Here is a 12,362-nt window from a genome sequence, read left to right as displayed (position 1 = left end):
CCGTGTTTCACATCAGAAAATAATGGTAAGTTATTGATATAATTTATCTGACTTTTGGATAAAAATCTAAACTCTTTACTATTTTCTGTGTAAAATCCTCCATTTCCCCACCACCAGGAATTATATGACACTGGAAAAATAGTTTTATCTAATGTTTTGGATAAAGCATTCAGCATACTTTCATTCCATACTAAATTGCTTGTAGAATATTCCTGATATTCTGGAAAATCTAAACCCGGACACTTTGAAGGACCTTCACCTTCCAACACATTTGAATTTAAAAATAATAGTATTTCTGAATTAAAATTTATCTTTTTTAAAATCTGTAAAAAATGTTTCTGCAACGCCTGATAATTGATTTCCTTTTGTTGTAAAACAAAATCTTCAACATTTCTTTTTTGAAGCTTAATATTGTCTGTGCAATCATCTTTTGGACATCCGTTCAACTCAGGTTTCCCTGCAACAGTTGGACATGCATCATCTTTATCCAAAATTCCATCACCATCTGTATCCGGCCAGGGGCAACCGTTATTTTCTAAAGGTCCTGCTATTTCAAAACACTGATCATCCTTGTCAGTAATTCCATCATTATCTGTATCCTTTATTTCCTGAGCATGGAAATAACTTATTATAAAAAATAATACGGCAGATACTTTGATCTTCATTCAGTTTTATATGACTCTTTTTAATTCAACAGCATCAATTTTCCTTCCAATTTATTTATAATGGAAACTTTAGTTGTATAAAAATACTACAAATATGGAGAAGAGGGGAGAAAAACCTTTGAATAAATATCCAGGTTCTGTACGGAAATAATAGTCTGGTAATTTCTATTAACTGCTGCAAAGATACAAAATAAATAATAAATAAGGCCTGTAATTTGATTTACAGGCCTTTATATGTTTAGCAAACAGCAATTTTGTCTACTCTGGTCTGGTGTCTTCCTCCTTCAAAGTCTGTGGAAAGAAATTTTTCAGCAATTTCTATGGCTAGTTCCTTAGAGATAAATCTTGCCGGTATTGATATCATGTTCGCATCATTATGCTGTCTTGCCAGTACAGCAATCTCAGGCATCCAGCAAAGGGCGCATCTGATCTTCTGATGTTTGTTTGCAGTGATCTGAACCCCGTTTCCACTTCCGCAAATTAATATTCCAAGTTCATTTTCACCGTTTTCCACGGATGTTGCAGCTGGGTGAACAAAGTCCGGATAATCCACACTGTCTGTGGAAAACGTTCCAAAATCCTGAACATCAAAACGTTCTGACAGATAGTTCTTAACAATCTCTTTGTACTCATAGCCTGCATGGTCTGCAGCAATAGCTATTTTTCTTTTCATAATACTTGTATTAAGTCTTTTTAGATTTTATTTCATGACAAAGGTAAGAATAATAACAAAGTCTGTTAGTTAATCCCTAGTAATTTGTGAAGAGGTATGTGAATAACTGTGGAAAACTTTTTCCAACTTTCTATTTTTAAAGATGAATTTATTTCGTAATGGGAAATGTATTTGAAAATTTTAACCACAACTTTCAAAATGTTCTCTCCACTTAATCCAAAGTTTTTCCATAATTAAATAACTAATAATCGCTTTATGGCAAAGTTACCCACATCTGTTGATAAGTCTGTGAAAAGGCAGATTTACAAGATATTACAATGTGAATTAAATATGAATTGAATAAAAATTATTTGTTACCAATTATTTTGATAAAACTTATCCCCGAAACTAACAATACTCAACAACAACTACATTATTCTTTTCTTATAAAGAGAAAAAATTGTTGATTAGTGGGTGATTGGGTTGGGGGAAAGTTTTCAAAAAGTTTTGTTTTATTGGTTCCTTTGAAAATGTTTAAAAGCTTACATTTGTGAAACGAAAATTCAAAGATATTTATGAAAACAATCAATGATTTCAATTTTAAAGACAAGAAAGCTCTGGTAAGAGTGGACTTCAATGTTCCGCAGGATGATCAGCTTAAAGTGACAGATAATACAAGAATATCGGCTGTAAAACCTACGGTTGAAAAAATTCTTAATGACGGAGGTTCTGTAATTTTAATGACCCATCTTGGGAGACCGAAAGGCGAGGTAAAAGATGAATTCTCTCTTAAGCATATTGTAAATGAAGTTTCCGCTGTTTTAGGAAAAGAAGTTAAGTTTGTAGATGAGTGTATCGGAGAAAAGGCTGAAAAAGCTGCTTCTGAACTTCAGCCTGGTGAAATCTTATTGTTGGAAAATCTTCGTTTTCACAATGAAGAGGAAAAGGGTGACGCAGGATTTGCTGAAAAGCTTTCAAAACTTGGAGATGCTTTTGTGAATGATGCATTCGGTACAGCTCACAGAGCACACGCTTCTACAGCAGTTATAGCTCAGTATTTTGAATCAACTAAATTTTTCGGTTTACTGATGGCTAAAGAACTTCAGGCGATTGATAGAGTTTTGAGGAAAGGAGAAAAGCCTGTGACTGCGATACTTGGGGGTTCTAAAGTTTCAACTAAAATTACCATTATAGAAAATATACTTCCGGCCATAGATAATCTGATCATTGGTGGAGGTATGGCATTTACTTTTATTAAAGCTTTAGGCGGAAAAATCGGGAACTCACTGGTAGAAGAGGATAAGCTTCCTTTGGCCCTTGAGATCTTAGGTAAGGCTAAAGAAAATAATGTTAAAGTATATCTTCCTTCAGATGTTATCATTGCGGAAGCTTTCAATAACGATGCTGAAAGAAAAGAGTCGGATATCTATTCTATCCCTGAAGGATGGATGGGACTTGATGCAGGTCATAAATCGAGAGACCAGTTCAATGATGTGCTTCTTAATTCAAGAACAATTCTTTGGAACGGACCGATCGGAGTTTTTGAAATGTCAAACTTTTCAGGCGGAACAGTTGCTTTGGGAGACAGCATTGCTGAAGCAACAAAACTAGGAGCTTTCTCTTTAGTAGGAGGTGGTGACAGTGTTGCTTTTGTAAAGCAGTTCGGTTATGATGAAAAAGTAAGTTATGTTTCTACAGGAGGAGGAGCGATGCTTGAAAGTCTGGAAGGTTTGGAACTTCCGGGAATTGCTGCTATCAATAAATAATATTTAAATCTTTTATATAAGAGACCGTCACTACTGACGGTCTTTTTTTATTTTAATTATCAAGAGACTTTTTATATTTTAAAATAACTCATGTTTTAAAAAATCATTATCAGTTTCTGGTTTTTTAAAGTTATGAATATTTGTAGTTTTTTGTGAATCTTAGTTTTATACTAAAATATCCAGATTAGATATTTTGAAATTTCTTGATAGGATTTTTCAAGTGACTTTTTTTAGATTAATATTTGAGTTTTGAAATTGTATGATCATACAATTTCAATTTTATAATTTGAGGTTCTTTTTAGGAAATGCTCAATTATGAAAATCATTTTGATTTATATGGAATGGAGCAGAGGAAGTCAATTCTTAACAGTTTCTAATTTTTATTTTGCATAAATGAAAACAAAAACCCGGGAAAATTTTCCCGGGTTTTTGTTTTTTATCTCGAAATTGATGAAAATTGACCTTCAGAAATAGCTTAAAAATCCATTTTCTATCTTTTTTCGATAATATATATCAAACTTGAAAATTCGTTCGAAAAAAGCGCCTTTATGTTCGAAATCGTTCCGTAGATCATTGCTTTTAGCCAAAAAATGGGTGATTTTTTGTATTTTTCGCTCAACATAGAGATATAGAAGGAATCAAGGACTAAAGGTTTTATTTTTCTCATTTTCCAATCCGGTTTCTTTGAAATTAAATTTTCCATACCATTTTTAGAGAAATGATAAATATGTCTCGGTACATCGTAAGCTGCCCAATATTCTTTGTAATGTTTTGCATCATAGGAAGTAGGATTGGGAACAGCAATTATAAGAAGTCCTTTATTTTTTAATTTTCTGTGAAAAATTTCCAGCATTTCATCCTGGTTTTCTACATGCTCAAAAACATGCCATAAAGTTATAGCATCCAGACTTTGGTCCTCAATAATCTGGATATTATCAATTACTGTTGCTTTGGATATTTTGTTAAGTGCTGCTTTTCTAGCATCGGCATCAGGCTCAAAACCGAAAGTTTCAAAATCGTTTTCTATATATTTTACAAATTCTCCGGCTCCGCAGCCATAGTCAAGAACCTTAGATCCTTTTTTAATTCTGTCTGCCAGGATATTTTTTTTGTATTGCAGATTAAATGACTGTAAGAATTTATAAAGTTTTTCTTTAAAACTTCCTGAATCCTGATGATGGGAAATATAATCTTCGCTTTCATAATATTTGGAAATATTGGATGGAATAGGGGAGGTCTTGAAAACTCCTTTGGTTTCCGTTTCCTTAATTTCAAATATTTCCTGCGAAAGAAAATGATCCTTTATTCTCATTGAATTAATAACTTGATATTTTAAAATTAAGGCATTTACTGTTTAAAATTCAACGCTTATAAATACCTTAATTTCTGCTTTTAATTTACAAATGTTTCACGTGAAACATTTTTGATTTAACGTCCTATATACACCAGTAAAACGTTTATATCGGCAGGAGAAACACCACTGATCCTGCCTGCCTGTGCAATAGTTTTCGGTCTTACATTGGACATTTTCTGTTTTGCCTCTGAAGAAAGACTGGAAAGACTTTTATAATCAAAATCTTCCGGAATTTTTATATTTTCCAGACGGTTAAGTTTTGCTACGTTTTCTTTTTCCTTTTCAATATAGCCTTTGTATTTGATATTGATTTCTGCCTGTTCTCTTACTTCATCATCATATTTTGAAGAAAATTCTCTGATGGCATCAATAGTATCAAGTTTTTCCAATGTAATATTCGGTCTGGTAAGGAACTGTGCCGCTCTGTAAGCCTGATCTACAGGGTTACTTTCAATGGTTTCCAATATCGGATTGATAATACCCGGTTTTAAAGAAGTTTCTCTTAAAAACTCTTCAAGTTCCTGACTCTTAGCTATTTTCGTTTCAACTTTCCTTAATCTGTCTTCTGTGGCAAGACCTAAATGGTACGCTTTCTCGGTTAGTCTGATATCTGCATTGTCCTGTCTTAATAAAAGCCTGTATTCTGCACGGGAAGTGAACATTCTATAAGGCTCTTCAGTTCCTTTTGTAATCAAATCGTCGATTAATACTCCGATATAAGCTTCATCTCTGTTCAGAATAAAATCTTCTTTTCCGTGTACTTTATTGTGGGCATTGATTCCGGCGATTAATCCTTGCCCTGCAGCTTCTTCATATCCTGTAGTTCCGTTGATCTGTCCTGCAAAATATAAATTACCGATCAGTTTTGTTTCAAGGGTATGCTTTAACTGGGTAGGAGGGAAGTAATCATACTCAATAGCGTAGCCTGGACGGAATACTTTTACATTTTCAAAACCGGGAATATGCTTCATGGCTTTGAGCTGTACGTCTTCCGGAAGAGAAGAGCTGAATCCGTTTACGTAGATCTCAACAGTTTTCCATCCTTCCGGTTCTACAAAAAGCTGGTGTCTTGTTCTTTCTGCAAAACGGTTGATCTTATCTTCAATACTTGGACAGTATCTTGGTCCTAAGCTCTGGATCGTACCATTGAACATTGGGCTTCTGTCGAAACCTTCACGTAAAATATCATGTACCGTTTCATTGGTATAAACGATATGACAACTTAGTTGTTTTACTAATTTCGGAGTATCCGTATAGCTGAACTTTTGAGGATTTTCATCTCCTTTCTGTTCTTCCATTTTAGAATAATCAAGACTTCTTCCGTCTACACGGGGAGGGGTTCCTGTTTTCATTCTTCCGGCTTCAAAACCTAAACCTACCAATTGTTCAGTAATTCCGAATGCTCTGGGTTCGCCCATTCTTCCACCGCCTAGTTGTTTATCTCCAACATGAATTAATCCATTAAGAAATGTTCCGTTGGTCAAAACAACCGATTTACTTTTAATCTCAATTCCTAAAGAAGTAATAACTCCGGTTACCTGATTATTTTCTACAATAAGCTGTTTCACCATATCCTGAAAGAAATCAAGATTGGGTGTATTTTCTAAAGCGAGTCTCCATTCTTCTGCAAAAAGCATTCTGTCGTTTTGGGTTCTTGGAGACCACATCGCGGGGCCTTTGGAAAGGTTCAGCATTTTGAACTGGATGGCGGATTTATCTGCTACAATTCCGGAGTATCCTCCCATAGCATCAATCTCTCTTACGATCTGTCCTTTTGCGATTCCTCCCATTGCCGGGTTGCAGCTCATCTGTCCGATGGTCTGCATATTCATTGTAAGAAGCAGGGTCTTTGAACCAAGGTTCGCAGCGGCAGCAGCGGCTTCACAACCTGCATGTCCGGCACCTACTACAATTACATCATATATATCTGAAATCATTTTTATATTGCTTATTTAAAGCCTTTAATTATACTGTTTTCTATAAATGTTTCACGTGAAACATTTATAGAGAATACGCTCCACATGAGCGTTTATTGTTGCTATAATTGAATACTTTACATATTATTCTTTAAGTGATTCTTCAATTTATTAAGGATTCAATTCCTTAAACTTAGCTAAATAAAGATCTTCCATTCTCCGCATCTCTTTCTCTTCCTCTTCCGTCTTGTCTTTGTACCCTGCAAGGTGAAGGATACCATGGGCAAGAACCCTTTTTAATTCTTCTTCATAATCCTTGGCCAGAGTAGAGGAGTTGTCCGAAATTCGTTGCAAAGATACGAAAATCTCCCCGCTTATTGTTTTCCCTTTTACATAATCGAAAGTGATGATATCGGTATAATAATCATGCTGCAGATAATCCTGGTTGATCTTCAGCAGATACTCGTCATCACAGAAAATATAATTGATTTCGCCTAGTTTTTTTTCTTCTGAAAGAATAATATCTTCCAGCCATTTCTGATAATCTGTACTCACAGATTCCTGTAAATTTTCGTAAAAGAATTGTATCATTGTATTAAAACCAGTGTCCTAAAATAACACTGAATATGCCTTTTTGATTGTTTTTAAGTGAGTGGCTAAAATTGATCTTAATCTGCCCGAACGGAGATTTGTATCCCGCAGTAAGTCCTACTGAACTATAATTTACTTTAACTGCATCTTCAAAATTAATATCATCCGAAAGATTGGCAAAGCTAAAATTCCCGCTTAGGAAATAGTTTTTATTGAATTTAAACTGAATATCATTGGAAATAAGAACGACGTTATTGGCATTAAGCTGGGCAAAATAGAATCCTCCAAAACCTTTGAAGTTGATTATATTCTGCTCAAAAACGCCACCCAGCCTATACTGGTAAAATTCCGGAAGGTCGTCACCAATTGTAACACCGCCATACAGATTAAGGCGATAGGAAAATTGTTTTGAAAGAGGAACATTAATCCTGATATCTGCTTTTACCTGTATGATTCTTTTTTCAATCTCAGATTTCAAAAGATCGATTACTTTACCTTCTGCATTGATATAAATACCACGGGAAGGGAAGTCTTTGTCATTTTGGGTATCACTTTTTAAGAATACATAAGGATTTAAAAAGCGCATATAGCGTTCATGCTGGCCATTTATTTCCGCTCCGAAATAATCATGACTTATTCCGCCGCCAACGGCAAATTTATCTTTCCAGACAGATTGTATAAAGGCTTCATTCCGGAACCATTCCCATTTATCCGCAATATTATTGTCTACATTTTTCAGATCGAAGCTCATTCCGGAAGAATAAATACCAAAGCCCGGAATATATCCGTTATCGATAAAATAATTCAGATAATATCTTGGTTTATCACCTATGACAACGTCCAGTGAAAGGTTTGAATTTTTAAATAAAAGACGTTTTCCGGAATAATTAAGAAGAAGACCTGTCTTGAATACTTCATCATAGTGCAGTCCGACTTTTAAGAAATGGCGTGCTTCATCTTCTGTAACGTAAAGTTTAAGGTAGCTGGCATCATTTTCCGGAATGATGTCATAATTAATGAAGCGGTAATTATTGGTTGCAACCAGCTTGTCAATTTTTTTGTTGATAGAGCCGTAGGTTTGCATAGAAGGGAGCCGTAGTCCCATTTTCCCTAAGACGTAGTTTTTACCGTAAATTCTGCCTCCGTCCAATGAAATGCTGTCTATTTTGTAAACATTGGAATATATTGGGTTTACACGCTCTCTGAGACGGTCAAACTGCCGTTTTGGAAGCTGATCGAGTATTCCTGTATATTTCATACCTTCTACATAACCGCTGTCGAGAATTTTTTTCTTGTCATCGTAGCTGGTGGCAGTCATCCCTTTAAGATTAGGCTTGATGTTGATATCCGTGTATTTGTACTGTTTCCTGGTGTCTCGCTTAATACCAAAATCGATGACCTGGTTAAGGATCGAAATAATATTGTTTAAATCCTCTCTTTTTGATAAATCCTGGTTAAGGTCCACGCCGATCACGATATCAATTCCTTTGTCCTTTAAAGGCTTTGAGGGGTAGTTTACCGTCATCGCTCCGTCTATATAAATACTATCGCCTATTTTTACAGGATCCATAAGGGAAGGAAATGCAGAGCTTGCCATAATTGACTGTACGAGGTCTCCCTTTTCAAAGATTTGCATGTTGCCGCTTTCCAGATTGGTGGCTACACACATAAAAGGGATCGGTAATTTGGAGAAATCATTAATATTGGAAACATTTTTAAAAAGTTCCTTCAGGAGATATACATTTCTCTGTCCTGAGCTTATAGAGGAGGGTAGGGATATTTTTCCGTTTTTCAGAGGAATGGATAAAAGATATTTATCCACGGATTTATTAAAGAAAGAAGATTCCTGTCTGGATTTGGGATCCATGATCAGGGAATAGAAATCGGTATCCATTACGATCTTCTCTATTTCTTTTCCGGAATATCCTGAGGCATACAGGCCGCCTACAATAGCTCCCATACTCGTTCCGGAAATATAATCAATTTTTACTCCCAATGAATCCAATACCTTCAGTACTCCAACGTGTGAAAAACCTTTGGCACCGCCCCCGGCAAGCGAAAGACCGATTCTTGGATTTTTTGGTATGACCAGATCCTTTTTCACTTGAGAATGGATCATCAGGAGTTGGAATGCGAAGAGAAGGATCAGGAGTTTTCTCATAACTAGTCTTTTATATAAATCCGTTTCACCCGGGGCGAAATGGAGGTTAACACTTCATAGGTTATCGTTTTGCAGTAGCCTGCGAATTCTTTTAAACTTGGTTTTGCATTAAAAACGGTGACCGTATCACCTTCCTTTACATAGGGAATCTGATCTACATTGATCATCATCATGTCCATACAGATATTTCCTACAATAGGAGCCAGTATTTTGTTGACTCCTACATTTCCAACCTGATTTCCTATCAGTCTGGGGATCCCGTCTGCATAACCTACGGGAATTGTAGCAATCCTTGCAGCATGATCAGGTTTATATTTTCTGCTGTAGCCTACAGACTCTCCGGTATCAACAGTTGATATCTGTGAAATTACGGTTTTAAAGCTTACCACAGACTGAAGCTGTTTTTGTATTTCACTGCATGGTGATTCACCGATCATTCCGATTCCTATTCTTACCATATCATACTGATGTTCAGTATAACTTGTTATTCCGGAAGAATTCAGAACATGCCGGATAGGGGTGTAGCCCAGCTTTTCGATAAGATAATTGGAATTCTTTTCAAAAACCTCCAGTTGCCTGAATGTAAATTCCCTTTCTTCAGGCATATCGGAAGAGGATAAGTGACTGAACAGGCTCTGAACCTTTACATTTTTATGATTTAAAGCTTCACTTAGCTCATCCAATTCAAAATCTTTAAAACCAAGACGGTGCATCCCTGTCTCAATTTTGATATGAATAGGGTATTTTTTATCATACCCGGATTTCTGAACGGCCTCATAAAATAAATCTAAAACCCTGAAACTGTAAATTTCAGGTTCCAGGTTATATTCAATGATGGCTTCATAGCTGTGCTGTTCAGGATTCATGACCACAATAGGAGTGGTAATTCCTTTTTTACGGAGTTCTATACCTTCATCTGCATAGGCAACACCCAGATAATCAATGTGATGATGCTGTAAAAATTCGGAAATTTCGTAGCTGCCCAATCCGTAAGCATTGGCTTTTACCATCGCCATCATTTTCGTTCCCGGCTTCAGCAGGGATTTGTGATAGTTGATGTTATGAAGGATCGCATTCAGATTAATCTCCAGAACGGTATCGTGCTTTCTGAGTTCAAGAATATCTTTAAGCTTTTCGATCTCGAATTTTCTTGCTCCTTTAAGCAGGATGATCTGGTTTTCAATTTCTGTAAGATGTTTACTTTCAATTAATTCCTGGGTATTGACGAAAGTGGAAGTTTTAGATTTAAATAAATCACTAAAATTTGATATTTCATCGCCGATAAGGAATACTGAATCGAAATTCTGGTCATTCACCAGTTCGGAAACTTCTTCGTAGAGTTCTTCAGAATTGGAATTAACGCCTACGATATCCGTTAAAACCAAAGATTTTTTAGATTTTTTATATTCATTCAGGAACTGAAGGGCTGTTTTCAGGGAATCCAGATCCAGATTAAAGGAATCGTTGATAACGATATTGTTTTTAATTCCTTCAATAGATTCCAGCCGCATTTCAACAGCTTTTAAGGAATTGATCTTTTCTACGATCTTCTGATTATCAATATTCAGCTCCTTTAAAACCGTTATCAAAGCCAAAGCATTCGTCAGAGTAGCTTCATCTCTCTGGTGAACAGGGAAGGAGATCTCTTCTTCAAAATAGATCACCGTGATATTTTCATCTTTAGAAACACCTTCTTTGATGCAAACCTGGTTATTGTTTTTAATGCCGTAGGAAATTAATTTTTTGCCTGAATATATTTCTTTTATCTTATTGTCAACCAGTACATTGTCGCCATTGTAAATAATGACCTCAGAATGTTTAAACAGCAGAATCTTTTCATCGATCAGCTCTTCCTCAGATTCAAAATTGGCTGCATGGGCAGTTCCGATGTGAGTAAGCAGGCCGATCCGGGGATGGAATATATTTTCCAGTTTTTCCATCTCATTCGGCTTTGAAATTCCTACTTCAAAAATCCCAAGCTCATAAGAAGTGTTGATCTGGAGGAGGGAAAGCGGAAGGCCGATCTGAGAATTAAAACTCTTCGGACTTTTTATCGTTGGGAATTCACTCCAAAGGCATTGATAAAGCCATTCTTTCAAAATAGTTTTACCATTACTTCCTGTGATTCCGATTGATTTCAGATGGGAGTTTTCAAAATGATATTTCGCCAGCTTCTGAAGAAATTCTACCGAATTTTCAACAATGATCCATGTTACATTTTCAAACTGCGGATACTGATGCTCAGAAATAATCACAACAATACCGCGATCTATGGCAGATTCAATGAATTTTTCACCGGAATTTTTATGCGTATTGATCGCAATAAATGCCGTATTCTTCGTTGAATAAATAATTCTGCTGTCGAACGCTATATTTCTGATCCATAAATCTTTATCTCCAATAACCTGTGCATTGGTGATTTCTGCAATTTGTTTTACTGTATAGTTCATTGGTGCCCCTTCTGCTTTATTTTGAGCTCAGTAATGGTAAATTGGAAAAAGCGGTTGTTGTTTTAAACCATATTCCTTTTTGCCCTTTACCTTTACAAGTTAACTTATTTTTTCGGACAATCTAAAAGTACAGAATTACTTTGTCCCTTTGTATCATCCACCGCTGTACGGTTTTATTTTTGCCTTTCCGGATATTTTATTTTTTCTTCTTTAAAAGGACTTCATCTATAAAAACACGCCGGCTTACTGCTTCGTAGCTTTCCGTTTCACCAAGCTCTACCAGATTATTTCCCTGGGAAATTCTCATGGAGTAATTGGCCAGATTTCCCGTTCTCTTGCAAATAGCATGCACTTTCGTTACGTATTCTGCGGTAGCCATTAAATTGGGCATCGGGCCGAACGGACGTCCAAGGAAATCCATATCAAGGCCTGCCACAACCACTCTTACGCCGCTGTTGGCAAGCTGGTTGGCAATATCAACAATGCTTTCATCAAAAAACTGCGCTTCATCTATTCCCACCACATCACAGTTAGAAGCCAGCAGAAGAATTTCATTGGGATTATCTACTGCTGTACTGCGGATTTTATTCTGATTATGAGAAACAACGTCCTCTTCAGAATATCGTGTATCCAGTCTCGGTTTAAAAATTTCCACGTTCTGACCCGCCATTTCTGCTCTTCGCAATCTTCGGATCAGCTCTTCGGTTTTTCCCGAAAACATAGAGCCACAAATAACTTCCATCCAACCACTTTGTTTGGAATGATTAATTGTATTTTCTAAAAACATTTGTTAAATTAGCCGTATAT

The 12,362-nt window shown here is 36.0% G+C and carries 8 protein-coding genes and 1 pseudogene; 1 reads left to right on the top strand and 8 read right to left on the bottom strand.

Annotation, left to right across the window (positions count from 1 at the left end; translation table 11 throughout):
• Window positions 1-422: 422 nt before the first annotated feature.
• A pseudogene (locus IX38_RS22265) lies at window positions 423-599 on the bottom strand (thrombospondin type 3 repeat-containing protein); the annotation flags it as partial.
• A gap of 304 nt (window positions 600-903) precedes the next feature.
• Entirely contained in the window at window positions 904-1,338 is a 435-nt protein-coding gene (rpiB, locus tag IX38_RS01720; protein WP_034701118.1) for a ribose 5-phosphate isomerase B, read from the bottom strand.
• Window positions 1,339-1,892: 554 nt separating this feature from the next.
• Between rpiB and IX38_RS01715 the strand changes: the two genes are divergently transcribed.
• Window positions 1,893-3,083, top strand: coding sequence for a phosphoglycerate kinase (locus IX38_RS01715; RefSeq protein WP_034701117.1), 1,191 nt, complete (start codon window positions 1,893-1,895; stop codon window positions 3,081-3,083).
• A gap of 490 nt (window positions 3,084-3,573) precedes the next feature.
• Here IX38_RS01715 and IX38_RS01710 read toward each other — a convergent pair whose 3' ends face one another.
• The 6 genes from IX38_RS01710 to IX38_RS01685 form a co-directional block, all read right to left on the bottom strand.
• Window positions 3,574-4,395, bottom strand: coding sequence for a class I SAM-dependent methyltransferase (locus tag IX38_RS01710; protein WP_034701116.1), 822 nt, complete (start codon window positions 4,393-4,395; stop codon window positions 3,574-3,576).
• Window positions 4,396-4,511: 116 nt separating this feature from the next.
• Window positions 4,512-6,374, bottom strand: coding sequence for a tRNA uridine-5-carboxymethylaminomethyl(34) synthesis enzyme MnmG (mnmG, locus tag IX38_RS01705; RefSeq protein WP_034701115.1), 1,863 nt, complete (start codon window positions 6,372-6,374; stop codon window positions 4,512-4,514).
• A gap of 150 nt (window positions 6,375-6,524) precedes the next feature.
• Entirely contained in the window at window positions 6,525-6,944 is a 420-nt protein-coding gene (gene ybeY / locus IX38_RS01700) for an rRNA maturation RNase YbeY (protein ID WP_034701114.1), read from the bottom strand.
• A 4-nt stretch (window positions 6,945-6,948) separates the two neighbouring features.
• Window positions 6,949-9,105, bottom strand: coding sequence for a patatin-like phospholipase family protein (locus IX38_RS01695; RefSeq protein ID WP_034701113.1), 2,157 nt, complete (start codon window positions 9,103-9,105; stop codon window positions 6,949-6,951).
• Window positions 9,106-9,107: 2 nt separating this feature from the next.
• Window positions 9,108-11,555 carry a bifunctional UDP-N-acetylmuramoyl-tripeptide:D-alanyl-D-alanine ligase/alanine racemase gene (locus IX38_RS01690; protein ID WP_034701112.1) on the bottom strand — a complete coding sequence of 816 codons (2,448 nt, stop codon included), beginning with the start codon at window positions 11,553-11,555 and terminating at the stop codon, window positions 9,108-9,110.
• 196 nt (window positions 11,556-11,751) lie between these two features.
• Complete coding sequence (locus IX38_RS01685) at window positions 11,752-12,342, bottom strand: thymidine kinase (protein ID WP_034701111.1); 591 nt, start codon at window positions 12,340-12,342, stop codon at window positions 11,752-11,754.
• Between the last annotated feature and the right edge of the window lie 20 nt (window positions 12,343-12,362).

Origin of the sequence: Chryseobacterium luteum (genome assembly GCF_000737785.1) — a bacterium.
GTDB lineage: Bacteria > Bacteroidota > Bacteroidia > Flavobacteriales > Weeksellaceae > Chryseobacterium > Chryseobacterium luteum.
This window is presented reverse-complemented; position numbering and strand designations above follow the sequence as displayed.

Coding starts and splice junctions, on each gene's coding strand:
- rpiB (WP_034701118.1), bottom strand. CDS start 1,338: ATGAAAAGAAAAATAGCTATTGCTGCAGACCATGCAGGCTATGAGTAC.
- IX38_RS01715 (WP_034701117.1), top strand. CDS start 1,893: ATGAAAACAATCAATGATTTCAATTTTAAAGACAAGAAAGCTCTGGTA.
- IX38_RS01710 (WP_034701116.1), bottom strand. CDS start 4,395: ATGAGAATAAAGGATCATTTTCTTTCGCAGGAAATATTTGAAATTAAG.
- mnmG (WP_034701115.1), bottom strand. CDS start 6,374: ATGATTTCAGATATATATGATGTAATTGTAGTAGGTGCCGGACATGCA.
- ybeY (WP_034701114.1), bottom strand. CDS start 6,944: ATGATACAATTCTTTTACGAAAATTTACAGGAATCTGTGAGTACAGAT.
- IX38_RS01695 (WP_034701113.1), bottom strand. CDS start 9,105: ATGAGAAAACTCCTGATCCTTCTCTTCGCATTCCAACTCCTGATGATC.
- IX38_RS01690 (WP_034701112.1), bottom strand. CDS start 11,555: ATGAACTATACAGTAAAACAAATTGCAGAAATCACCAATGCACAGGTT.
- IX38_RS01685 (WP_034701111.1), bottom strand. CDS start 12,342: ATGTTTTTAGAAAATACAATTAATCATTCCAAACAAAGTGGTTGGATG.